This window comes from Knoellia pratensis (genome assembly GCF_042666395.1).
Taxonomy (GTDB): Bacteria; Actinomycetota; Actinomycetes; order Actinomycetales; family Dermatophilaceae; genus Knoellia; species Knoellia pratensis.
Genome location: NZ_JBHTDJ010000003.1, coordinates 393,843 through 416,475 on the forward strand (window position 1 = coordinate 393,843; position 22,633 = coordinate 416,475).

Genomic DNA, 22,633 nt, shown 5'->3' on the forward strand with positions numbered 1-22,633 from the left:
GCGTCTGACAGGACTCAGCGCGACCTACCTTGGCGACCGGGCGCCGCGACCGCATCAAGCAGGGTCACTCGGGCGCGTCCATGATCGGTCCGGGGTTACGCCGGGTCGCCCAACTCAGGTAGAGGAGGAAGGCCGCGGACAGGAGAACCAGGCAGGCCCACGCGATGAAGAACCAGCGCAGGTCGCCCCAGACGTTCGGAAATCCCAGCGCGATCACCAGAAGCGCGACACTTGTCAGGGTGGCAGGAAGGGCCTGTGCTGGGTAAAGGGCGGCCCAGTTGCGCATGGCCCGCCACGACTCCGTGTCGTCAGGACGTTCGCCCTTGAAGACGGTCACGATCAGCTCTCCGCGGGTCTGCCTCGGCACAGCTCTCCAGGCCTTGCGGGCCACCAATCTTGCCGACTTCGTCGTGTTCGTCATTTCACCCCACGTCGCTGACACGCACGATGGGGCCACGATTGCGCGCTACCGCCCAGCTCAGACCAACCATCAAAACCACGCAGACGAGCACGAAGCAGGCCCACGTGATGATCAGCCAGTTCAGGTCGCCCCAGAGGTCGGGAAGCATCCGAACCACAAGAAGCAAGGGAACGCCACTCAAGGCGCTTGGAACGGCGCAAAGAGGATAGCGCCCCGCCCAAGCGCGCATGATTTCCCACGTCTCCGGATCCTTGGGGCGCTCACCCTTGAGGACGGTCCCGATCAGTTGGACGCGCGTCTTTGACGGCAGGCGTCTCCACGCTTTGGTGACCGCGCCCGCCTCGGGGCCCCACGTCTTCATCTTGTCGGTCATTCCATCCTCTTGTCGCTGACTGGGAGGCATGCTGTCACGCGCTTGGGCGATGTGGTTGAGAACGGCAAATGCGAGAGCCTTGGCTGATGACGTGTGAGCGTCGGCGTAGGCGCCTAGGGGTGAGTCCGGCTCAATGTTCGCGATCGATCGCCGGTGCGAAGGGGCCCGGAGTTGGCGTCTGATGGGACTGGCATCATGAGCCGCATGGGCATGCTTTGTGACTACTTCATGGCTCCGTCCAACAGTGCAGCAGCCGAGGTCATTGACCTCGTGGGCGGGCCCGATGAGGCCGGTTTTCCTGTCGTGCAGAGCGGTATCGAGCCAGTCGTGGCGTTGGGTGCCCTTGAGGGCATCCTCGGTGGGCGACCCTTCGCCGAGCGGTTGAGCCAGTCGCCTGACCCGGTGGCCATGCAGGGCGGAGGAGAACGCCTCGTCATGCCAGTAGACCCCGTCTTGGTTGAATTGGTGCGCACGGGCGAAGAGTCGGCGCTCCAAGCCGCAGCCCAGCCGTGGTCCCAGATCGAGGAGTTCTGGGGCGCCATGTCACCGGACGAGGCCGGTGACTTCCTTCGTGACTTCCGCTCCTTGTGCCTCACGGCGGGGCCGCAGGAGGCCGTCTACTGCTGGCTTTCCGTCTGAGGTCCCGTCGTCCGGGAACGGCAGCCGAGAAGGCCTAGGGGCAGGGTTCGGGGTCTGGGCCGGCGAGGCGGGCTCGACGGTTGGTCTGGGCCGTGCGCAGCGAGTCGATCGTCAACAGGAGCAACGCGATCCAGACGATCCCGAAGCCGACCCACAGGGCGCTCGTCACATGTTCGTCGAGGAGTACGACGCCGATGAGCAGTTGCAGCATCGGCGTGAGGAACTGGATCAGCCCGATGGTCACCAGGGGGATGCGTCGAGCCGCGGCAGCGAAGAACAGCAACGGGATCGCCGTCACGACCCCAGCGGCGACGAGCAACGTCGTGTGCGCCGCCCCGTGCTGACCGAAGGTCGTCGAACCCTTGGCGGCCAACCAGAACAGCACGCCCACCGCGACCGGTGCCAGCACCAACGTCTCGACCGTCAGAGAGTGCATGGCGTCGAGCGTCGCCCCGACCTTCTTCTTCACCAACCCGTAGAACGCGAACGAGAACGCCAGCGTGACGGCGATCCACGGGAACTCGCCGCCGGCCACCGTCAGGTAGACCGCAGCCACCGCACCCACGGTCACAGCGGCCCACTGCAGCGGACGCAGCCGCTCGCGCAGCACGAAGACACCCAATCCCACCGTGACGATCGGGTTGAGGAAGTAGCCGAGGGCAGCGGCATACGTTCGGCCGGTGATGACGGCGAGGACATAGACGACCCAGTTCACGGCGATGAGGAGCGCTGCCAGGGTCAGGCCCGCGAGCAGCTTCGGTCGGTGCAGGACCGACGACACCCACCCGAAGTCCCGTCGCACGACGAGCACGACCACACAGAACAGCAACGTCCACAGGATCCGGTGGGCGAGGATCTCGAACGCGCCCGACGGCTCGAGCGCATGGAAGTAGAGCGGGAAGAGTCCCCAGATGCCGTAGGCAGCAAAGGCAAACGCGGTTCCTCGTCTGAGTTCGCCGGCATCACCCGCGAGGGGTGGACTCATGCAGTCACGCGAGCACTCACACGACGGTCCACGTGTCGCGACCTCGGAGCAGCGCCCTCAGGTCGTCATCAGACGCCCGGCCACCGGCGGTGTCGATGGCCGCCTGCACCTGCGCGCGCACGCCGTCGTCATAGGTCGGACGCGACACCGAGCGGAAGATGCCCATCGGCACGTGCGTCATCTCGGGGGAGTCGAGCCGCGACAGCGCGAAAGCCTGGCTCGGGTCCTCCGCGCCAGCGTCGTGGACCACAACATCGGCACCCACAGCGGAAGCCGCGTCGACGAACTCAAGGCGACCACCCGGCATACGCACCAACGTCTTGCGGTCGTCCTCGGGCCCGACCTGGACCGGCTCACCGTCGAGGAGGTGCACGAGACGCGCTTCCTGCTGGGTGCGGTCCTTGATGAGGTCGAACGCACCATCGTTGAAGATCGGGCAGTTCTGGTAGATCTCGACGAGCGACGTGCCGCGGTGCTCAGCGGCCTCTCGCAGGATCCCGGTGAGGTGCTTGCGGTCCGTGTCCGTCGTGCGGGCCACGAAGGTCGCCTCCGCACCGAGCGCCAACGACACCGGGTTGAACGGCTGGTCGACCGACCCCATCGGCGTGGACTTCGTGACCTGGCCGACGCGCGAGGTGGGGGAGTACTGACCCTTGGTCAACCCGTAGATCTCGTTGTTGAACAGCAGGATCGTCATGTTGACGTTGCGGCGCAGCGCGTGGATGAGGTGGTTGCCACCGATCGACAGCGCGTCACCATCACCCGTCACGACCCACACGTTCTGGTCCGGGCGCGAGGTCGCGAGCCCGGTCGCGATCGACGGCGCCCGCCCGTGGATCGAGTGCATGCCATAGGTGTCGAGGTAGTACGGGAAGCGCGACGAGCACCCGATGCCGGAGACGAAGGTGATGTTCTCGCGCTTGAGTCCCAGCTCCGGCAGGAACGACTGCACCGCGGCGAGGATCGCGTAGTCGCCGCACCCCGGGCACCAGCGCACCTCCTGGTCGGACGTGAACTCCTTCTTCGTCTGCTTCGCAGCATCAGGAGCAAGCAGGGGTATGCCGGCCAGTCCGCTCGGGCGAGCGGCTGCACCGTTGTGGGTGTGCTCGGTGGTGGTCACTTGATCTCCTCGAGGTGGGTGAGGATGACGTCGGCGAGGTCGACCGTGGAGAACGGCAGACCTCGCACCGACGTGTGGGGGCGGACGTCGACGAGGAACTGCGCACGCAGCAGCATCGACAACTGGCCGAGGTTCATCTCGGGGACGACGACGCGGTCGTAGGACCGCAGGACCTCACCGAGGTTGGCCGGGAACGGGTTGAGGTTGCGCAGGTGCGCCGACGCGACCGAGTGCCCAGCGTTGCGAACAGCCCTGACAGCAGCGGCGATCGGGCCCTGCGTCGAACCCCAGCCCAAGACCAGGAGCCGAGCAGTGCCGGAAGCATCCTCGACGACGACGTCGGGGATGCCGGCGATGCCCGCGATCTTGGCGGCACGCAGGCGGGTCATCTTGTCGTGGTTGTCGGGGTCGTAGGAGATGTTGCCGGTGATGTCGGCCTTCTCGATGCCACCGATGCGGTGCTCGAGGCCGGGGGTGCCGGGGACGGCCCACGGGCGAGCCAGCGTCTCGGGGTCGCGCAGGAAGGGGTGGAAGACCGGCTCGCCCTTGTCGTCGACACCGTTGGGTGCGCTCGCGAACTCGACGGTCAGGTCGGGCAGATCCGCGACCTCCGGGACCGCCCAAGGTTCGGAACCGTTGGCGAGGTAGCCGTCACTGAGCAGGAAGACAGGCGTCCGGTAGGCCGTCGCGATCCGGACCGCTTCGAAGGCTGCGTCGAAGCAGTCGGCCGGGGTCGACGGCGCGATGATCGGGACGGGCGACTCGCCGTTGCGGCCGAACATCGCCTGGAGCAGGTCGGACTGCTCGGTCTTGGTCGGCAGCCCGGTCGAGGGCCCGCCGCGCTGGACGTCGACGATGATCAGCGGCAGTTCGAGGGAGACCGCGAGGCCGATCATCTCGGACTTCAGCGCGACGCCGGGGCCGGAGGTCGTCGTCACGCCGATGGCGCCTCCGAAGCTCGCACCGAGGGCGATGCCGATGCCGGCGATCTCGTCCTCGGCCTGCATCGTCGTGATGTTGTGGCGCTTGAGGGCGGACAGCGCGTGGAGGATGTCCGACGCCGGGGTGATCGGGTAGGACCCGAGGACGAGCGGCAGCTTGGCCTGGTGGGCGGCGGCCACGAGACCGTGGGCGAGCGCGGTGTTGCCGGTGATGTTGCGGTAGGTGCCCGGCGGCATCACTGCGGGCGCGATGACATAGCTCGACGCGAAGTCCTCGGTCGTCTCGCCGTAGTTCCAGCCGGCCTTGAGTGCGGTGAGGTTGGCCTCGAGGATCTCGGGGTGGGCCCCGAACTTCTTGGTGAGGAAGGACTCGGTGCCCGTCGTGGGACGGGTGTACATCCACGACAGGAGGCCGAGCGCGAACATGTTCTTGGCGCGCTCCTTCTCCTTGCGGGTCAGTCCCTCGAACTTCGCCAGGGCATCCACGGTGATCGACGTGAGCGGCACGGCGTGGACGTGGAAGGACTCGAGGGTGCCGTCGTCCATCGGGTTCTCGGCGTAGCCGACCTTGGCGAGGGCGCGCTTGGAGAACTCGTCGGTGTTGATGATGATCGTCGCGCCACGAGGCACGTCGCCGAGGTTCGCCATGAGCGCAGCCGGGTTCATGGCCACAAGGACGTCGGGGGCGTCACCGGGGGTGAGGACCTCGTGGTCGGCGAAGTGGAGCTGGAAGCTCGACACTCCGGGAAGCGTCCCCTGGGGTGCGCGGATCTCGGCCGGGAAGTTGGGCAGGGTCGAGAGGTCGTTGCCCATCGCGGCCGTCTCGGAGGTGAATCGGTCTCCGGTGAGCTGCATCCCGTCGCCGGAGTCCCCAGCGAAGCGGATGACGACGCGATCGAGCTTCTGGACGGCCTTGCTGGACATGAACACCTGACTCGAGAGCTGTCAGTCGGGACGCTTCGTCGTGACCCCGACGTATCCCTCCATCGTACGGCCGAAGTAAGGCAAGGCTATGGAGAGGTCCACCATCAATCGGCCTCCTTTGTGTCGGGGAGTGCTCCCCATGGCGAACCACCTCCGTCGCTGACAGCATGGGTGGTCACAGGGGAGGGGTGTATATGTCGTACGACGTGGCGATCAAGGACCTGCGCGACTCCGCGAAGGCGGCCCGTTCGGCCGCTACGCAGATCGGCAAGGTCAGTCCGGGTGACGCCCTGACCGGGGCCAAGGCCGCCATCCCCGGAGCCTCGAGTGTGAGCGCCCTGCAGCGGGTGAGCAGCGGCTGGACCACCGAGCTGGCCGACTGGGCCAGGGCCGCCAAGGCCTACGGCGAGAACCTCGACACCAATGCCACGCAGTACGAGCTCGACGACGCCGCAGCCCGCGAAGCCTTCGCGCCCGCAGGCAAGAAGAACGGCTGACGTGGCCCTCACCTGGGGCAACATCAAGCAGTGGTCGCCAGCCACCCTTGACACGGCCGAGACCGACCTCAGGAAGGCTCGACGATCCATGCTCGACCTCGCCGACGAGCTCGAGACGATGGGCCTTCCGAAGCAGTGGCACGGTGACGCGTCGCAGGCATCGCGAACCCGGCTCACGAACGTCACCCAAGACCTCAAGGACGTCGTCGCAGAGGTCTCGGCGGCATACACCGCCGTCTGTGACGCTGCGGACGGAGTGCGCGGCGTGGAGCTGGCGGTGGACGCAGCCCAGGAGTTCGCCACGATGCACCACCTGAGCATCTCCGCGGACGGCACCGTCACTGACAGGGGTCCGGCCATCGACACGGGCAACGATCACGACAATCAGGTTGCCCTGGACGAGCGTCAGGGCTGGGTCACCGAGTGCGTCGACCGCATCGAGCAGGCGTTGCGCAAGGCCAACGATGTCGACACCGACCTCGGCGACGTCCTGGAGAAGATCGAGCTCAACCGGATCCACGTCGGAGCGGGCGGGCTGGCCACGGCGTCGAAGCTCGGAGAGGTCGAGGGCGACCTCAGCCTGCTCACACCACCCGAGGGCGCGACCCCGTCGGACAGTGCGGCGTGGTGGGCCGCGATGTCGCCGGACGAGCGCAGGCAGATCATCGCCGCGCACCCCGGCTGGATCGGCAACCGCGACGGCGTCGACGCGACCTCGCGCGATCTCGCGAACCGCAACCTCCTCGACGATCGACGAAACCACGTCAACTCACGGATCGCGGAGATCGAGGCCTCTTGGTACCACGAGGACGGCAGCTTCAACTGGGTCGCGCACAACCTGACGATCGCTGAGCACAACGACCTCACAGAGGAGCAGGGAGCCATCCGAACGCTGGACGACATCCTGGACAACCCGGGTGAGCACCAGCTCGTCGGACTCGACTTCACGACCCCGCGCACCCAGGCGATCGTGGCCAACGGCAACATCGACACGGCCGACCACGTCGCGGTCTTCACACCCGGCCTCACGTCGACGGTCGAGGGGATGGGCGGCTATGACAAGAACATGGCCGAGCTCCGGACGCGTACCGAGGACGAGCTCTTCCGAAGCGGCGACGGCGGCACCGTCGCGACCGTCTCCTGGCTGGACTACCAGGCGCCCCAGTGGGGCAGCACGTTCGCGGGCGACTCGGTCGCATTGTCCGGGTCGGCGCAAGACGGCGGCGATAACCTCGCCGACTACTTCAGGGGCATCAACGCGTCGCGGCTGACGGACCCGGATCTCACCTCACTGGCTCACTCGTACGGCTCGACGACGGCAGGCTACGGGTTGCAGCACGAGGGCTCAGGCGTCGACCGAGCCGTCTTCTTCGGCTCTCCGGGACTCGGCACGTCCGACCTCCACGATCTCCAGGTCCCCGAGGGAAGCGCCTACTACGCGGAGGCGAAATGGGATGGGGTCGGCGACATTGCCCGCTTCGGGAGCGACCCCACGGGACTCGACGGCATGCAGCACCTCCAGACCGAGGAGGCGACGTCCGCTGACGGGCGGTCGTGGGAGGGTGTGTCGGGCCACTCCAGCTACCTGCAGGACGGCTCGACGAGCCAGTACTCCATGGCGCAGATCGTCGGAGGGAACCCGCAAGAGGCAATCGAAGGGCAGAACGTGGGCTGGCTCAGTGACCCGATCAAGTCCCAGTCCTGGATTCCGGGGTGGCTCAAGTGAGGCTCCCCATGCAGTCACGCCCAGCGTTGGCAGTGCTCGTTGCAGTGCTGGCGGCCATGATCCTCACCTCTTGCCAAGGAGCAGATGTGGACACACGACAACAACTCGAGTCGCGCCGCACGTCGGCGCAGGCCCAACGCGACAATCTCGCGCTCCTGTCCGAGGTGCGATCTGCGTTGAGCGAGGTCGCCCCGGCCCTCGCCTGGCGCGCTCCGGCGCCGACGGTCGAGTCGGGCTCTGGCTGCAAGGAACCGTTCTCCCAGGTCGACGGCACCACCTCGGAGGTGCTCACGAGCGGTGGCGCCTTGGGCGGCATTCCTGAGGCCGACTGGGATCGTGCTTGGCAGGCGGTCAAGGCCGCCGCTGCCAAGCGGGGATATGGCGACGAGCACGTCCTCCTGGACAAGCCGGGCGAGCACCAGATGTCGCTCTACGACAAGGACGGCTCGGAGCTCAGCGTCGGCACGGGAACCAACACCGTCGCGACGATCTATGGAGCCTGCTACCTCGAGTGACCTCGAGTGACCTCGGGAGCCGGCACCCGCTGTTCATCTGGCGTGGCTAGGCTTTGACTCATGACGGGATACCTCGCCGCAGCCGGGGTGCTGGGCATCGGACTGGTGCTGGTGATCGCCGCGATGGGCGCTCGCCGCCTCCTCGCTCCGCAGGCTCCCTCGACGGCCAAGCTCTCGACCTATGAGTCCGGTGTCGACCCGGTCGGCGAGGGTTGGGCCCAGAGCCAGGTTCGCTACCTGTCCTACGCCTTCCTCTACGTCGTCTTCGCCGTCGACGCCGTCTACCTCTTCCCCTGGGCGTACGTCCTGCGTGACCCTCAGCTGGGAGCCGCGTCCCTCGTCGAGATCGCGATCTTCATCGGCATCATCGTCATCGGCCTTGTGCACGCGGCCCGCCGCGGACTGCTCCGCTGGACGTGAGCGACCCCCTGCTACGGGGGAGTGAGGCACCCAGCCCCCGCACCCTCGTCGACATCCTGCGCGCCACGATCGAGGCCCATCCCGACGCGCCTGCGGTCGACAACGGCACGAGCGTCCTCACCTACGGCGAGTTCGCCGAGGCCGCGCAGGACGTCGCCGACGCCCTGCGTGCGGCCGGCGTCGAACGCGGTGACCGGGTCGGCATCCGCATCCCCTCAGGCACCCTCGACCTCTATGTCGCCATCGCCGGAATCCTCGTCGCGGGCGCGGCCTACGTCCCGGTCGACTACGACGACCCCGACGAGCGGGCGCGGGTCGTGTTCGGGGAGGCCGACGTCGCGGCGATCATCACGACGGACCTCGTCGTTCGTGTAGTGGGTGGCGACGAGGACGCAACCGAGGGCGAGGCCATCGGGGGCGACCCCACGACCGACGACGACGCCTGGATCATCTTCACGTCCGGCTCGACCGGCAAGCCCAAGGGCGTCGCCGTGACGCACCGCAACGCGGCCGCCTTCGTCGACGCAGAGTCGCGAATGTTCTTGCAGGACAGACCGATCGGCCCAGAGGATCGCGTCATGGCTGGGCTCTCCGTCGCGTTCGACGCCAGCTGCGAGGAGATGTGGCTCGCCTGGCGCTACGGCGCATGCCTCGTCCCCGCACCCCGCTCCCTCGTCCGCTCAGGTGTCGAGCTCGGCCCGTGGCTCACCGCCAACCGCATCACCATCGTCTCGACCGTGCCGACCCTCGTCGCGCTCTGGCCGACCGAGGCGCTCGCGGCCGTCCGCCTGCTCATCCTCGGCGGCGAGGCCTGCCCGCCCGAGATCGGTGCGCGCCTGGCCAACGAGCACCGCGAGGTCTGGAACACCTACGGACCCACCGAGGCCACCGTCGTCGCGTGCGGTGCCCAGCTCACCGGCGAACCACCCGTGCGCATCGGCCTCCCGCTCGCCGGCTGGGACCTCGCCGTCGTCGACGCGAGCGGCCAGCCCGTTCCCGAAGGCGAGAGCGGCGAGCTGATCATCGGTGGAGTCGGCCTGGCCCGCTACCTCGATGAGGCAAAGGACAGAGCGGCGTATGCCGCCATGCCCACCCTGGGGTGGCGCCGCGCCTACCGCTCGGGTGACCTCGTCCGCAACGAGCCCGAGGGGCTCGTCTTCCTCGGGCGGGCCGATGACCAGGTCAAGGTCGGCGGTCGGCGCATCGAGCTCGGTGAGATCGACTCCGCGTTGCTGTCGCTGCCCGGTGTGAGCGGGGCCGCGGCCGCTGTTCGACGGAGCGAGGCGGGCAACACCCTGCTCATCGGCTACGTGACGACCGACGACACGTTCGACGCGAAGGCCGCCACCGAGTCGATGCGCCAGGCGATGCCGGCCGCGCTCGTCCCGCGTCTCGCCGTCATCGACACCCTGCCGACCCGCACCTCCGGCAAGATCGACAGAGATGCCCTGCCCTGGCCCTTGGCGCCCACCAACCCCGCCGGTGGCACCGACACGGGTGACACCGCTGGCTGGATCTCGGGGCTGTGGGCGAGCATCCTCGGCGGCCCGCCGACCTCTCCCGACGAGGACTTCTTCGACGTCGGCGGTGGCTCGCTCAGCGCGGCCCAGCTCGTGAGCCGACTGCGTGAGCGCTTCCCCGAAGTCACCGTCGCCGACATCTATGAGCACTCGAGTCTCACCGCCCTCGCGGTCGCGCTCGACGAGATGGAGACACCGACCGGGCGACTCAACCGCGACGTCCCACCCGTGCCCGGCAAGACGCAGGCCGCGCAGATCCTTGCCTCCGTCGTCCTGCGCAGCATCGCGGGGCTGCGCTGGCTCACGTGGATCGGGCTGGGCAACGCCGTCGCCCGGTCCGTCCTCGACCTCACCTGGCTGCCGACGGTCCACTGGTGGTGGCTCGCCCTCGGGTGGCTCTTCCTCATCTCGCCGGTCGGGCGGATGGCCCTGGCCGCCCTCGGCGCTCGCCTCCTGCTGCGTCGTCTCGCCCCGGGGGAGTACCCCCGAGGCGGCGAGGTCCACCTACGGGTCTGGCTGGCAGAACGTCTCATCGACGAGCTCGGTGCCGCCAACCTCTCGGGCGCCCCCTTCATCAAGGTCTTCGCCCGAGCACTCGGTGCCCGCGTCGGCCGCGACGTCGACCTGCACTCGGTCCCGCCGGTCACGGGAATGCTCGACCTGGGTGACGGAGTCTCGATCGAGCCGGAGGTGGACCTGCGCGGTCACTGGATCGACGGCGCGAAGTTCATCGTGGGACCCCTCCGTGTCCGCGAAGGGGCAAGGGTCGGCGCCCGCAGTTCCCTCCTCCCCGGTGCGGACGTCGGCGAACGCGCCGAAATCGCCCCCGGCTCAGCGGTTTTCGGTGCGGTGCCCGCCGACGAGTCCTGGTCCGGAGCCCCCGCAGAACCCTCCGGGACTGCGCGCCGTCCGTGGCACGACGCCCGCCCGGCCAACCGACCGAGCTGGTTGGGCGCGTATGCCGCGTCGGCCGTCGTCGTCTCCCTCCTGCCGCTCGCGGGGATGGTGATCGGCGCCCTGGTGGGCCTGCCCGCGCTCACCGACACGACCTCGCTCGGCGGCGCTCTGGGGACCGCCCTCCTCTGGATCCCCCTCGGCGCCACCGTCGGGTTCATCGCGCTCGCCGCGATGATCCTCGTGCTCGTCCGGCTGCTCTCGATCGGTCTGCGCGCCGGCGCGCACCCCGTCCACGGGCGTCAGGCATGGCAGGCCTGGACGACCCTGCGCATCCTCGACGACGCCCGGACCTGGCTGTTCCCGCTCTACTCCAGCAGCCTCACGCCCTCGTGGCTGCGTGGACTCGGCGCCGATCTCGGACCCGACGTCGAGGCGTCCACCGTCCTCCTCATCCCGACCTTCACCCGTGTCGGAGCCGGAGCCTTCCTCGCCGACGACACGATGGTCGCGGGCTATGAACTGGGCGCGGGTTGGCTGAGGGTCGAGCACGTCCGCATCGGCAAGCACGCCTTCGTCGGCAACTCCGGCATGGCCGCACCGGGTCGCAAGGTCCCCAAGCAGGGTCTCGTCGCCGTCCTCTCAGCAGCCCCCCGCCGCAAGAAGGCCAAGGCCGGCACCTCATGGCTCGGCTCCCCGCCGCGGCCGCTGCGACGCGAGGGCTCCGACGCGGACTCGACCCGCACCTACTCCCCGCCGACCAAGCTGCGTGTCGCCCGTGCCATCGTCGAGGCGCTGCGGGCCGTGCCGGTATGGATCCACGTGGCCCTCGTGGTGCTCGTCGTCGCCGCCATCGAGGTCCTGCTCAGCCAAGGCCTCATCTGGGCCGTCCTCCTCAGCGGTCTCGTCCTCCTCGCCGCCGGCGCGCTCGCGGCCGGGTGCGCCACCGCGGCCAAGTGGCTGCTCGTCGGCAAACTGCGCCCCGGCAACCACCCCCTCTGGTCCTCGTTCGTGTGGCGCAACGAGCTCGCCGACACCTTTGTCGAGGTTCTCGCCGCACCGTGGTTCGCCCGCGCCGCGACCGGAACCCTTGCCCTCAACCTGTGGCTGCGGTCGATGGGCGCCAAGATCGGAGATGGCGTCTGGCTCGAGACCTACTGGCTGCCCGAGGCGGACCTCGTCCGTCTCGACGACGGCGCCTCGATCAACGCCGGCACGGTCGTCCAGACCCACCTCTTCCACGACCGCGTGCTCTCGATGGACACCGTCACCGTCAAGCGCGGCGGCACCCTCGGGCCCAACTCGGTGATCCTGCCCGCGGCCCAGATCGGACGCCACGCCACCGTCGGTCCGGTATCTCTCGTCATGCGCGGCGAGTCGGTCCCTGATCGGACCCGTTGGATCGGCAACCCTGTCGGACCATGGGTGGACGAGTGAGCACGACCGCAACGAGCACGCAGGCCGACCCCTATGTGCCCGGTCATGGCGACACGGCATACGGCGTGGACCACTACGACCTCGACCTGACCTACAAGGCCGCGGGCAACCACCTCACCGGTCGCGCCCAGCTCACGCTGACGCTGGCTGTCGACACCCCGACCATCTCGCTCGACCTCCACGCCCTCAAGGTGACGCGGGTCGACGTCACGGGGACGACGCTGCGCCGGTGGGCGCACCGCGCCTCGCGACTCACCCTCCGCTTTGCAGACTCAGTGCCCGCCGGCACCGTGCTCTCGCTGACGATCGCGTATGCCGGTACGCCCCGGACCGTTCCCGGGCCCGACGGTCGCGCGGGCTGGGAGGAGTTGGCCGACGGCGTCATCGTGGCCTCGCAGCCACACGGCGCCCCCTCCTGGTTCCCGTGCAACGACCGAGCCGCCGACAAGGCGACGTATGGGATCAGCGTCACGATGGACACGGCATACGCCGTCGTGGCCAACGGCACGCTCACCGAGCGACGCAAGAACGGGCGCGCAACGCGGTGGACCTACGCGATGGACGAGCCGATGGCGCCCTACCTCGCGACGGTCCAGATCGGTCGCTACGAGACCACCGAGGTGTCGGGTGCTCCACTGCCCGTGCGGCTGCACCACCCGCCGCGACTGCGGTCCGCCGTCGCCGAGGCGTTCGCCGACCAGGCGCGGATGGTGTCGACGTTCGCCGACCTCTTCGGTCCCTACCCGTTTGCCGAGTATGCCGTCGTCGTCACCGACGATGTCCTCGAGATCCCCCTCGAGTCGCAGGCGGTGTCGACGTTCGGCTCCAACCACTGCACCCGCTCGTGGGAGGCGCAACGACTCATCGCGCACGAGCTGTCGCACCAGTGGTTCGGCAATGCCGTCACCGTGGCCCAGTGGAGCGACATCTGGTTGCACGAGGGATTTGCCTGCTACGCGGAGTGGCTCTGGTCCGAGGCGGCGGGGATCGCCACGGCCCAGGAGCAGGCGCAGCGGCACCACGAGAAGCTCGCCGCGCTGCCGCAGGACATCGTCGTCACCGCGCCGGGGGCGTCGGAGATGTTCGATGACCGGGTCTACAAGCGTGGGGCCCTGACGTTGCACGCCCTGCGCATCGAGGTCGGCGACACCACCTTCTTCAGCATCCTGCGCGACTGGGTGGCTCGACACAGCGGGGGCATCGTCACGACGGCCGAGTTCGAGGCGTTGTGCGAGCGGGCCGCGGGCCGTCGACTCCGAGGGCTGTTCGAAGCCTGGCTCCGGTCCGAGCCGCTCCCGCCCCTGCCACTGCCTCAACGGCTGACCTAGGGTGGGCTCGTGAGCACCGACCAGCCCGTGATGCTGCCGATGCCGCGCGTCGGGCCACTGTCGGAGCATGCGCCCAAGCCGATCCGCGTCGTCCTCAACTGGGGCCGCCGCTATTCGCTCTGGGTCTTCAACTTCGGGCTCGCCTGCTGCGCCATCGAGTTCATCGCGGCGTCGATGGGTCGCCACGACTTCATCCGCCTAGGGGTCATCCCCTTCGCCCCCGGTCCTCGACAGGCCGATCTCATGGTCGTGTCGGGAACGGTCACCGACAAGATGGCGCCGGCGATCCGCCGCCTCTATGACCAGATGCCCGAGCCGAAGTACGTCATCTCTTTCGGCGCCTGCTCCAACTCCGGTGGGCCGTACTGGGATTCGTACTCCGTGACCAAGGGCGTCGACCAGCTCATCCCCGTCGACGTCTACGTTCCCGGTTGCCCGCCCCGACCCGAGGCCCTGCTCCACGGGATCATCCGCCTCCAGGAGCAGATCGCCGGTGAGCGGCTCTCCGGACGCGCCATCTCCGACCGCCTCGGTGGCGCCGGTGGGGTCGCGCACGGCAACGGTCATGCCGCTGCCCCTCGCTACACCGCCCACCGCACCGCATCGGCGGGAGAGGTCACCCGCGGCCGAGTCGAGAGACCGTCCTGATGCTCATCGTGCTCGGACTCGTGGCGTTCATCATCGAGTTCGCGTTCATGGTCGGAGTCTTCATGCTCGCGTCCGGGGTCGTCGGTGGGGGCTTTGGCGGTCTCGTCGTCGGCGTGCTCGCCGTCGTGCTCGTCGCCGCTCTCTGGGGCATGTTCATCGCACCCAGGGCCCGTCGCCGGATCCCCAGGCTGCCGCGTGCCCTCGCCTCCGGGGGAGCGGTCGCCGTCGTCGGCGCCGGACTCCTCAGTCTGGAGCACACCCGTTTCGGACTGGTCCTCATCGGGGCCGGTCTCGTCCTCGTCCTGGCCCAGCTGGCCCTCGACGAGGACGTGCCGACGCGTCCTGCGGCCCAGCTCGGCGGCACCCGTCGCTCGCGCAACAACAATCCACGCCGCCGCCGCTGATCTCCCCACCTACTGCACCGTAAGCGGGGCAATCACCCCACTTACGGTGCGGTAGGTCGAGACGTAGCGTCAGATCTCGAGGCCGAACCCGAAAGGGAAGAGCGGGTCCCCGAAGCCGGGGACGTCGGACGGGTGCTTGCGCACCTGCTCCATGGAACGGGGTAGGTCAAAGGGCAGGCGACCCACGGGCGCGATCCGTCCTGCGAGTGCGTCCGCCAACGCCGCGTCATTGGTGCCATAGCTCGCCACGACCGCAGACGCGAAGGGCAGCAACGGCGTCAGCACGGCTGGCCGGTCGAGGACGACGTCGAGGACGAGCGGGCACGTGGCGGCGATGGCCCCCAGCCGCGACACGAGTCCCGGTGGGAAGTCGAGTGACCCCTGGTGGAACCACGCCTCGAGGAAGAGGTCGTCGCGGGCATCGAATGGGGCGGTCAGTCGCACGATCGCGACCTCGGCGTCGGCCGGGCTGCCGACCCGATCACCCAACGTGGCGACAGCCTCGTCCGAGAAGTTCTCGGCATAGACCTTGCGCGTCCCGGTGAGCGGCAGGGCGGGTGCGGACCCGGCCACAGCGTTCTGGAGGACGGTCACGGAACGGGCCTGGGCGGCATACCCCGCTGTTCGGAAGTCCTCGCGCCCGACGGTGACCGCGGCGGCATCCTCGTCGACGTAGGGGTTGTCGAAGAGGCCGAGCCGGAACTTCACAGCCAGCAGTCGACGGGCCGAGGCATCGATCCGGTCCTCGGAGACGCGGCCGTCGGCCACGAGCTCGAGGAGCAGCTCGACGCACTCCTCACCACCGAACTGGTCGGCGCCGGCGCGCAGGATGCGTTCCATCCGCTCTATCGGGGTGAGGTGCTCGACGCCCCAGGCACGCGCCGGCAGGACCTGGTCACCGACGTGGTTGTCGTTGACGAGCTCCCAGTCGGTGAGGACCACGCCGTCGTAGCCGAGCTGCTCCCGCAGCAGGCCCGTGACGATCTGCTCGTTGTAGCCGAAGCCGACCTCCTCGATGGCCTCACCGTCGATCGTGAGCCCGATCGGCATGCCGTAGTAGGGCATGACCGCAGCGACCCCGGCCTCGAGGAGGGGTGGGAAGGGCTCCATGTGGTCGTCGAATCGGCCGCCCTCGTAGGCCTGTTCGCGTCCGTAGGGGAAGTGCGCGTCCTCGCCGTCCTTCTGCGGACCGCCGCCGGGGAAGTGCTTGGCCGTGCACGCCACGCTGTCGGGGCCCAGGGTGTCGCCCTGGAAGCCGCGCAGGTAGGCGACGCCGAGCTCGGTCACCAGAGCAGGGTCCTGTCCGAACGTCTGTGGCTGACGCGCCCATCGTGGCTCGGTCGCCAGGTCGACGGTCGGGTGGAGGGCCGCGCGGATGCCGACGGCGACGTACTCCTCGCGGGCGGTGTCGGCGAACTGCTCGACGAGCGCCGGATCCCGCAGCGCCGCGAGCCCGAGGGACTCCGGCCACTGCGAGAACCCCTTGGCGGCGAACGACGTGCCGACGTTCTCGAGGAAGGCGTGCCGCGGGTCCGTGGACACCGTGACGGGTATGCCGTGTGGAGACTTCTCGGCGACCGCTTGGAGCTCGTTGTGCCACCGTGCCGCCAGGCGTGGTTCGCCGAGGGCGTGCACGTTGAAGTGCGTGAGGTGCTTGCCCAGCACGACCTCTCGCGTGCCCGACTTGCTGATCCTGCCCGGGTTCTCGAGGACCCGGCCGTCCTCGCCGGCCTCGATGACCGTGTGGAACATCAGCCCCACCTTCTCGGGCAGGCTCATGCGGGAGAGGAGGTCCTCGACGCGGGTGTCCACGTCGAGGCGGGGGTCCTCGAAGGGGTCCATCACACCGTTGCCGTTGAGGTCGCGGTAGGTCGTGCCGTCGCTGGCGGTGTGCGTGACCGGCTTCATGGGGGTGGAGAGCTCCTGTCTCAAGGGGTGGTGTCTCAGGGGGTGCCTGCGCCGAACTCTTCTGCACCGATGACGGGCCGGAGCGCGCGCTCCACCGCGGGGGTGGAGAAGGCGCGCCGAATGACATCGCGGCACAGGACGTTCCCGACCGCGCCCATGACCATGGCCTGGTCGAGGGAGAGGTAGCGCCGAGCGATCTGCCCCGAATGGACTGCCACGGCGTCGAAGAACCCGCCTCGACCATAGGCCTTGAGGTCGCGCTCGATCCCGGAGAGGTTGGCGAAGGCCTCGTTCGGCTCGTGCATCATCGCCAGGAAGGACGCGTGAGGCGTGACGACCCCGTCGCCGTAGGTCGGCGTCGGGTTCGTCGCCGGGCGGCAGTCGCCGAAGCCGACGTCGTAGTTGGTCATCTCCTGGTCGGAGAAGTACCCGTTCGCGCCGTTGCCGGGCTCGTTGCCGGGCCCCAGGCCGAGGGCGTCAACGCCGTACTCTCGATAGCCGCCGGCCGGGTTGCTCGACGGCGAGAAGCCCCAGTAGCCGTAGCCCGCCTCGTCGAGGCCGTGCTCGCGCTGGGCGCGGACGTGCAGGGGGTGGTTGCGGCCCCAGGACTTCGGGGCCCACGTCGCCTCGGGCACGAACACGTCGGGCATGAGCTCCTCGAACATCGAGCCGCCCCAGCCGGGGACGATGCGCATGCCGCGGTAGGTGTAGGCGCCCTCGAAGACCTCGATCCCGAGGTAGGTGCGGTTCTCACCCACGGGCTGCATCTCCTGCCAGGACCAGTCGCACGTCGCCGGGAAGGTGCGCCACATCGCGAAGTACTGCTTCGCGGGGATCTGACCGGTGAGAATGCCGAGGTAGCTCGTGATGCGGGTCTCGGACACGGTGGTGTCGTAGTGGTGGTTGGTGAGCCAGACGGGCTCGCCACCGATGTGGGTTCCCCGGTAGACCCCGCCCGGGCGGTCGTGGGTGAAGGGGAAGAAGCCGCCGTGGATCAGCCCGCCGGGTCGCACGGAGGGGTGCGCCGGGTCGGTGCCGGGGTTGTAGTAGGCGTCCCAGCGCATGCGCTGGAAGAGTCGGCGAGCCGCGGGGGCGGCACCCTTGTCCGCTCCGGCCACCACGAGCAGGGCGGCGCCGAGCCACGCGTTGTCGATGCTGGAGCAGAACGGGTGAACGATGGCACCGGTGCCCGGCCAAGCGCGCAGGGCCGCGCCGGTCTCCTCGTCGTACCAGTTGAAGTACATCCCGCTCGGGGCGTGGTGCTCCATCTTCGTCAGGGTGTGCAGCGTCTGCAGGAGCCGGCGCGTGCACTCTCCCCGGGAGATGACACCGAGCTCGCGGGCGACCACGGTCGACCAGAGGTAGCCGCCGATGTTGGTGGGCGAGGTGTAGCCCGAGCGATCCTCCGCCGCGAGCGACTCGGGGATGTTGTCGGCAGGAAGCCCGGTCTTCGGGTGCGTCATGGCGTCGAGGCTGCGCCAGGTGTCGCGGGCCCATCGCCGGACGGTGACCTCGTCCCAGGCCATGGTGGCGCCGGCTGCGGGGGCCCGGGTTGGGCGGCGCTGTGCCGCAACGGCGCTGGCGCTCGGCGCCAGGCCGAAAGCGGTCAGGGCGACCGCGCCGGTGACGACGCTTCGACGGGTGAGGGGGGTGATGGGGCGTGCGGGGCTGATCTCGTGCTCGAACATGGGGCTCTCCTTTGAGCGGATCGGGCTACTTGATGCCAGTGGTGGCGATGCCCTCGATGAAGCGGCGCTGGAAGACGAGGAACAGGACGACGACGGGTGCGACGACGATGGTGGCGCCCGCGAGGAGCAGCCCGTACTGGATCGAGTTCTGGCCGGTGGAATAGAGGGCGAGGGCGACGGGAAGGGTGTACTTGTCCTCCTGCTGGGCCACCACCAGTGGCCACAGGAAGTTGTTCCAGCTCCCGAGGAAGGTGAGGATCCCGAGGGTCGCGACGGCCGGTCCGGCCAGCGGCAGGAAGATCCGGGCGAAGATGCGCAGCTCGCTGGCGCCGTCGACCCGTCCTGCGTCGAGCAGGTCCCGCGGCAGTCCGAGGAAGAACTGGCGCATGAGGAACACCCCGAAGGGCGCGACGAGGAACGGGAGGATCAGACCCGGAAGGCTGTTGATGAGGCCGATGTTGGCGACGAGCACGAACAGCGGGACGAACGTGACGACGCCAGGGATCATGAGGGTGGCCATGACGACGAGGAACAGCGCCTTCTTGCCCCTGAACTCGAGCATCGCCAGGGCGTAGCCGAGCATCGAGCAGAACAGCAGGTTGCCCGCGGTGACGGCCACCGCGACGACGGTCGAGTTGAGGAAGTACTGCTTGAAGTTCAACCGCGTGAACAGTTGCGTGTAGTTGTCGAAGGTCGCTGCCTTCGGCCACCACGTCGGCGGGCTCTGCAACAGCTCGCCCTGGGTCTTGAAGCTGCCGAGCACCATCCAGACGAACGGCGCGACGACGACGAGCAGGACGAGGGTGAGGATGACGTAGAGCCACCAGCGGCTGGGTTGGCCGTCGCCGGCGGTGACCGTGGTGGACTCGGCGGAGGTGTCCGCATCGGGCTCGAGACCAGCGGTCTTGGGCAGGACGGGCAGGGTGCTCATGTGTTCTCCCGCAACAGTCGGAACTGGATGGCGGTGATCACGGCGATGACGATGAAGATGAGATAGCTCATCGACGCGGCGAACCCGTAGTTGCCGAAGCCGAACTGCTTGTACGTGTACATCGACATCGAGATGGTGCTGTTGAGCGGGCCACCGTTGGTCATGACGAACGGCTCCTCGAAGAACTGCAGGTAGCCGATCGACGTCGTCACGGAGACGAAGAGGATCGTCGGTCGCAGCATCGGGATCGTGACGTGCCGGAACCGTTGCAGGGCACTGGCACCGTCGATCTGGGCCGCCTCGTGGAGCATCGCCGGGACGCTCTGGAGACCCGCGAGGAAGATGATCATCGGGGTGCCGAAGTTGCGCCACGACGCCATCATGATGAGGCCGGGCATGGACCAGTTCGGGTCGCCGAGCCAGTTGGGCCCGTCGATGCCGACCCAGCCGAGCACGGTGTTGATGAGGCCACTCTCGTGCTGGAGCAGGAAGCGCCAGACGACGGCCACCGCGACGATCGAGGTGATGACCGGCAGGTAGAAGCCGAGCCGGAAGGCCGCCCGGAACCTGCGAATTCCCTTGTCCAGAGCGAGAGCTGCGGCCAGGGCGAGACCGAGGGTGAGCGGCATACCGATCAGGACGAAGTAGGCCGTGTTGAACATGGCCTTGCGGAAGATCGGGTCCGACAGGGCCCGCGTGTAGTTGTCGAGACCGACGATGTCCACCGAGAACGGGGTCCGCAGGTCCTTCGACTTCGTGTCGGTGACGCTCATGAAGAGCGACTGGAGCACGGGCCACAGCGTGAAGACCAGGAAGAGGGCGCAGAACGGCAGGGCCAGGACCCAGGCCGCGATGCCTTCCTGGCGGCCGCGCCGGGACGGGCGCGTGGTGCGCCCGGCCCGGCTGCCGGCTTCGGCAGGTGTCGTCGTGGTCATGTCGTCACTGACCGGTGCCGATGGACTCCGCCTGCTGCTGCACGGTCTTGAGGGCCGCGCCGACATCGGCGTTCTGCTTGGTCACCTTCTCCATCTCGGTGTCGAAGCTGGTGATGACCTGCTCCCACGACGGGAAGGTGGGCGGCGCCTGGGCCGTCTCGAGCTGCTTGCCGAAGGTCGCGAGCTTGGTGTCGGCGCTGATGGCCGGGTCCTCCCAGGCAGACTTCACCGAGGGCAGGTCGGTCGACTGCTGGTACCACTTGACCTGCGTCGCGGGGTCGGCGAGCCACTGGACGAGCTTCCAGGCGCTGTCGCGGTTCTTCGTGTTCTTGAAGACGACGAAGTTCGCACCACCGACGAACGACGAGCTCGTCTTCTTGGTGGGCATCGGCATGACGTCGTACTTGTCCTTGAAGCCGGCGCCACCCAGCGTCTCGACGGCCGACATCATCCACGGACCGCTGATGAACATCGGGACGCGCCCGCTGACGAAGTCGGGCTCGGTGGTGGGCTGCCGGGGTGCGGCCTTGTCGGCGATCCCGTCGGCGAAGTAGGACTGGTAGTACTTCGCGGCCTCAGCGATCTCGGGGGTGTCGAAGTTGTAGGCCTTGCCGTCGTCCTTGGTGACGTCGCCTCCGTTGGACCACGCGAACGGCAGGATCGACTGCCACGAGCCCTGGCCACCGGCCTGGAAGCCGATGCCGAACTTCGCACCAGCCTTGTCCTGCATCGCCTTGGCCATGGACTTGAGGCCGTCCCAGTCGGTCGGGGGCGTGGTGATGCCGGCCTTGGCCGCGAGGTCCTTGCGGTAGTAGATGAGGCGCGTCTCGACGTACCAGGGGATGCCGTATGCCGTGCCGGCCACTTCCGTGGTCTTCTGCGCCCCCTCGAAGAAGGTTGACGTGTCGATGCTCGCGGGAGTGGGGTCGAGGGCATCCATGCCGGCGAACTCACCCATCCACGTGCTGCCGACCATGGCGGCGTCGGGCGTCTGCCCCGCGGTGATGGCGGACGCGAACTTGTCGTGGGCTGCGTCCCACGGGATGGCGGTGACCTTGACCTTGGCGCCGGGGTTGGCGGCCTCGAACTCCTTGGTGAGTGCCGGGAGCTTCTCGCCCTCGGCGCCGATGGCCCACACGGTGAGCTCGCCGGTGGCCTTGCCTTCGGAGATCGGCTTGGCGGAGGCGCCTGCGTCGGCTCCATCGCCGCCGGCTTCGCGGCCACAGGCGGAGAGGGCCAGGGCCGTCGCCGTCAGGCCGGCGACGGCGAAGACCGTTCGGCGTTTGAAGGAGGGGTGGTGACTCATGGGACGTGCCTTTCAGGAGGGGGATGTGGTGCAGCCGCAGGAGGTGCGGACGATCACCTGCGTGGGGAGGATGTCGTGGGTGGGTGAGGAGTCGGTCGTGGCAGTGAGACCGGTGAGGTGGGCGTGGAGGCGCTCGCTGGCGAGGGCGCCGAGGTCGCGGACCGGCTGGCGCACGGTGGTGAGCGCCGGTCGGACGTAGCGCGCGGCCATGACGTCGTCCCAGCCGACGACGGCGACGTCGGCGGGCACGGCGACGCCGTGGTCCTGGAGGTGGGCCAGGACGGCGAGAGCGAGCTCGTCGTTGGCGCAGACGAGGGCGTCTGCTTGGTGCTCGCCCGCGAGGTATGCCGTGGCGAAGGCCGTTCCGTCCGACTCGCGCAACCCGATCCGAACCGGCTGCGCCACGTCGAGACCGTGAGCCGAATGGGCCGACGAGAACCCGGCATACCGGCCGGCAATGTCAGCGCCGGCGTCGGGGTCTCCGAGGAAGAGCAGCGAAGTGCGGCCGTGCTCGAGGAGGTGGCTGGTGAGCTGCTCGGCGCTCGCGGCGTTCTCGGCGGCGAGGCTGTCGATCGGTCCGTCGGGGATGCCGGCCAGTGACAGCATCGGTTTGGCGGCCGCGAGCTGGGCGAGGGCGGCGTCGTCGAGGTCCGAGCCGAGGACGGCGATCGCGTCGACGCGCGACATGAGCTGGCGGATGGCGCGGCTCGGGTCGGGCTTGCCCTGCGTGACGACGACGATGACGCCGAGACCGAGTTCGGAGGCGCGGGACTCGAAGCCCATGAGCAGCTCGGAGTAGTAGGGGCCGCCGAGTTCGGGGAGGACGAGACCGAGCAGTTCGTGGCGCGAGACGGCCAGGCTTCGGGCGGCGCCGAGGGGCACGTAGTTGAGGTCGTCGGCCGCGGTGAGGACACGCTCCCGGGTGCCCTGGGCGACGGTGCTCGTGCCCTGGAAGACGCGCGAGACGGTGGCGATGGAGACCCCGGCAGCGGCAGCGACGGAGTAGATCGTCGCGCGCTGGGTGTGGGCTGCAGATCCAGTCATCAGCTGTGTGCTCCTTCGCCTCGTCGTTG

At 68.6% G+C, this 22,633-nt stretch carries 20 protein-coding genes; 9 read left to right on the top strand and 11 right to left on the bottom strand.

The genetic code is table 11. The annotated features are described in order from the left end of the window. Window positions 1-64: 64 nt before the first annotated feature. Both ACFQRE_RS11725 and ACFQRE_RS11730 read right to left on the bottom strand, forming a co-directional pair. Window positions 65-337 (bottom strand): hypothetical protein, encoded by a 273-nt coding sequence (locus ACFQRE_RS11725; protein WP_380122450.1) that lies wholly within the window; start codon window positions 335-337, stop codon window positions 65-67. A gap of 85 nt (window positions 338-422) precedes the next feature. After that, window positions 423-794: a hypothetical protein gene (locus ACFQRE_RS11730; protein WP_380122452.1), complete on the bottom strand. Its 372-nt coding sequence runs from the start codon at window positions 792-794 to the stop codon at window positions 423-425. A 195-nt stretch (window positions 795-989) separates the two neighbouring features. Between ACFQRE_RS11730 and ACFQRE_RS11735 the strand changes: the two genes are divergently transcribed. Further along, window positions 990-1,433: a hypothetical protein gene (locus tag ACFQRE_RS11735; protein WP_380122454.1), complete on the top strand. Its 444-nt coding sequence runs from the start codon at window positions 990-992 to the stop codon at window positions 1,431-1,433. Between the two features lie 34 nt (window positions 1,434-1,467). Here the strand turns inward: ACFQRE_RS11735 and rarD are convergent, their stop codons facing one another. From rarD to ACFQRE_RS11750, 3 genes are read right to left on the bottom strand one after another with little or no spacing between them, the layout of a single operon-like run. Next, window positions 1,468-2,418, bottom strand: a complete 951-nt coding sequence (gene rarD / locus ACFQRE_RS11740) for an EamA family transporter RarD (protein WP_380122456.1) — start codon at window positions 2,416-2,418, stop codon at window positions 1,468-1,470. 16 nt (window positions 2,419-2,434) lie between these two features. Further along, a complete protein-coding gene (locus ACFQRE_RS11745) occupies window positions 2,435-3,538 on the bottom strand; it encodes a 2-oxoacid:ferredoxin oxidoreductase subunit beta (protein ID WP_380122459.1) in 1,104 nt (367 codons plus the stop codon). Continuing rightward, the gene (locus ACFQRE_RS11750; RefSeq protein WP_380122461.1) at window positions 3,535-5,403 is read right to left on the bottom strand and encodes a 2-oxoacid:acceptor oxidoreductase subunit alpha; all 1,869 of its coding nucleotides are present in this window, start codon (window positions 5,401-5,403) and stop codon (window positions 3,535-3,537) included. The genes ACFQRE_RS11745 and ACFQRE_RS11750 overlap by 4 nt, the downstream gene beginning before the upstream one ends. Before the next feature lie 194 nt (window positions 5,404-5,597). Between ACFQRE_RS11750 and ACFQRE_RS11755 the strand changes: the two genes are divergently transcribed. The 8 genes from ACFQRE_RS11755 (at window position 5,598) to ACFQRE_RS11790 (ending at window position 14,792) form a co-directional block, all read left to right on the top strand. Next, window positions 5,598-5,900 carry a hypothetical protein gene (locus ACFQRE_RS11755; protein ID WP_380122464.1) on the top strand — a complete coding sequence of 101 codons (303 nt, stop codon included), beginning with the start codon at window positions 5,598-5,600 and terminating at the stop codon, window positions 5,898-5,900. 1 nt (window position 5,901) lies between these two features. Next, window positions 5,902-7,626, top strand: a complete 1,725-nt coding sequence (locus ACFQRE_RS11760; RefSeq protein WP_380122466.1) for an alpha/beta hydrolase — start codon at window positions 5,902-5,904, stop codon at window positions 7,624-7,626. 86 nt (window positions 7,627-7,712) lie between these two features. Beyond that, window positions 7,713-8,141: an LppA family lipoprotein gene (locus ACFQRE_RS11765; protein WP_380122468.1), complete on the top strand. Its 429-nt coding sequence runs from the start codon at window positions 7,713-7,715 to the stop codon at window positions 8,139-8,141. A gap of 60 nt (window positions 8,142-8,201) precedes the next feature. After that, complete coding sequence (locus ACFQRE_RS11770; protein WP_380122471.1) at window positions 8,202-8,561, top strand: NADH-quinone oxidoreductase subunit A; 360 nt, start codon at window positions 8,202-8,204, stop codon at window positions 8,559-8,561. Beyond that, window positions 8,558-12,412, top strand: a complete 3,855-nt coding sequence (locus ACFQRE_RS11775) for a Pls/PosA family non-ribosomal peptide synthetase (RefSeq protein ID WP_380122473.1) — start codon at window positions 8,558-8,560, stop codon at window positions 12,410-12,412. The genes ACFQRE_RS11770 and ACFQRE_RS11775 overlap by 4 nt, the downstream gene beginning before the upstream one ends. Further along, complete coding sequence (locus ACFQRE_RS11780) at window positions 12,409-13,740, top strand: M1 family metallopeptidase (protein WP_380122476.1); 1,332 nt, start codon at window positions 12,409-12,411, stop codon at window positions 13,738-13,740. The genes ACFQRE_RS11775 and ACFQRE_RS11780 overlap by 4 nt, the downstream gene beginning before the upstream one ends. Window positions 13,741-13,770: 30 nt before the next feature. Beyond that, complete coding sequence (locus ACFQRE_RS11785; protein WP_380124256.1) at window positions 13,771-14,388, top strand: NADH-quinone oxidoreductase subunit B; 618 nt, start codon at window positions 13,771-13,773, stop codon at window positions 14,386-14,388. Further along, the gene (locus tag ACFQRE_RS11790) at window positions 14,388-14,792 is read left to right on the top strand and encodes a DUF2568 domain-containing protein (RefSeq protein WP_380122478.1); all 405 of its coding nucleotides are present in this window, start codon (window positions 14,388-14,390) and stop codon (window positions 14,790-14,792) included. Before ACFQRE_RS11785 ends, ACFQRE_RS11790 begins: the two co-directional genes overlap by 1 nt. 69 nt (window positions 14,793-14,861) lie before the next feature. Here the strand turns inward: ACFQRE_RS11790 and ACFQRE_RS11795 are convergent, their stop codons facing one another. Genes ACFQRE_RS11795 through ACFQRE_RS11820 form a run of 6 tightly spaced genes read right to left on the bottom strand, consistent with a single transcriptional unit; the run spans window position 14,862 to window position 22,604 of the window. Next, window positions 14,862-16,700, bottom strand: a complete 1,839-nt coding sequence (locus ACFQRE_RS11795; protein ID WP_380122481.1) for a glycoside hydrolase family 3 protein — start codon at window positions 16,698-16,700, stop codon at window positions 14,862-14,864. Between the two features lie 35 nt (window positions 16,701-16,735). Further along, window positions 16,736-18,388, bottom strand: coding sequence for a glucoamylase family protein (locus ACFQRE_RS11800; protein WP_380122483.1), 1,653 nt, complete (start codon window positions 18,386-18,388; stop codon window positions 16,736-16,738). A 25-nt stretch (window positions 18,389-18,413) separates the two neighbouring features. Further along, window positions 18,414-19,319: a carbohydrate ABC transporter permease gene (locus ACFQRE_RS11805; protein ID WP_380122486.1), complete on the bottom strand. Its 906-nt coding sequence runs from the start codon at window positions 19,317-19,319 to the stop codon at window positions 18,414-18,416. Beyond that, on the bottom strand, window positions 19,316-20,254 hold the full coding sequence (locus ACFQRE_RS11810) for a carbohydrate ABC transporter permease (RefSeq protein ID WP_380122488.1): 939 nt from the start codon (window positions 20,252-20,254) through the stop codon (window positions 19,316-19,318). The genes ACFQRE_RS11805 and ACFQRE_RS11810 overlap by 4 nt, the downstream gene beginning before the upstream one ends. 4 nt (window positions 20,255-20,258) lie before the next feature. Further along, window positions 20,259-21,560 carry a sugar ABC transporter substrate-binding protein gene (locus ACFQRE_RS11815; protein ID WP_380122491.1) on the bottom strand — a complete coding sequence of 434 codons (1,302 nt, stop codon included), beginning with the start codon at window positions 21,558-21,560 and terminating at the stop codon, window positions 20,259-20,261. Window positions 21,561-21,572: 12 nt separating this feature from the next. Continuing rightward, window positions 21,573-22,604: a LacI family DNA-binding transcriptional regulator gene (locus ACFQRE_RS11820; protein WP_380122493.1), complete on the bottom strand. Its 1,032-nt coding sequence runs from the start codon at window positions 22,602-22,604 to the stop codon at window positions 21,573-21,575. Window positions 22,605-22,633: the final 29 nt, after the last annotated feature.

Excerpts from the sequence above, each read along its gene's own strand:
- ACFQRE_RS11730 (WP_380122452.1), bottom strand. The coding sequence starts at position 794 with ATGACCGACAAGATGAAGACGTGGGGCCCCGAGGCGGGCGCGGTCACC.
- ACFQRE_RS11735 (WP_380122454.1), top strand. The coding sequence starts at position 990 with ATGAGCCGCATGGGCATGCTTTGTGACTACTTCATGGCTCCGTCCAAC.
- rarD (WP_380122456.1), bottom strand. The coding sequence starts at position 2,418 with ATGAGTCCACCCCTCGCGGGTGATGCCGGCGAACTCAGACGAGGAACC.
- ACFQRE_RS11750 (WP_380122461.1), bottom strand. The coding sequence starts at position 5,403 with ATGTCCAGCAAGGCCGTCCAGAAGCTCGATCGCGTCGTCATCCGCTTC.
- ACFQRE_RS11755 (WP_380122464.1), top strand. The coding sequence starts at position 5,598 with ATGTCGTACGACGTGGCGATCAAGGACCTGCGCGACTCCGCGAAGGCG.
- ACFQRE_RS11770 (WP_380122471.1), top strand. The coding sequence starts at position 8,202 with ATGACGGGATACCTCGCCGCAGCCGGGGTGCTGGGCATCGGACTGGTG.
- ACFQRE_RS11785 (WP_380124256.1), top strand. The coding sequence starts at position 13,771 with ATGCTGCCGATGCCGCGCGTCGGGCCACTGTCGGAGCATGCGCCCAAG.
- ACFQRE_RS11790 (WP_380122478.1), top strand. The coding sequence starts at position 14,388 with ATGCTCATCGTGCTCGGACTCGTGGCGTTCATCATCGAGTTCGCGTTC.
- ACFQRE_RS11795 (WP_380122481.1), bottom strand. The coding sequence starts at position 16,700 with ATGAAGCCGGTCACGCACACCGCCAGCGACGGCACGACCTACCGCGAC.
- ACFQRE_RS11800 (WP_380122483.1), bottom strand. The coding sequence starts at position 18,388 with ATGTTCGAGCACGAGATCAGCCCCGCACGCCCCATCACCCCCCTCACC.
- ACFQRE_RS11805 (WP_380122486.1), bottom strand. The coding sequence starts at position 19,319 with ATGAGCACCCTGCCCGTCCTGCCCAAGACCGCTGGTCTCGAGCCCGAT.
- ACFQRE_RS11810 (WP_380122488.1), bottom strand. The coding sequence starts at position 20,254 with ATGACCACGACGACACCTGCCGAAGCCGGCAGCCGGGCCGGGCGCACC.
- ACFQRE_RS11815 (WP_380122491.1), bottom strand. The coding sequence starts at position 21,560 with ATGAGTCACCACCCCTCCTTCAAACGCCGAACGGTCTTCGCCGTCGCC.
- ACFQRE_RS11820 (WP_380122493.1), bottom strand. The coding sequence starts at position 22,604 with ATGACTGGATCTGCAGCCCACACCCAGCGCGCGACGATCTACTCCGTC.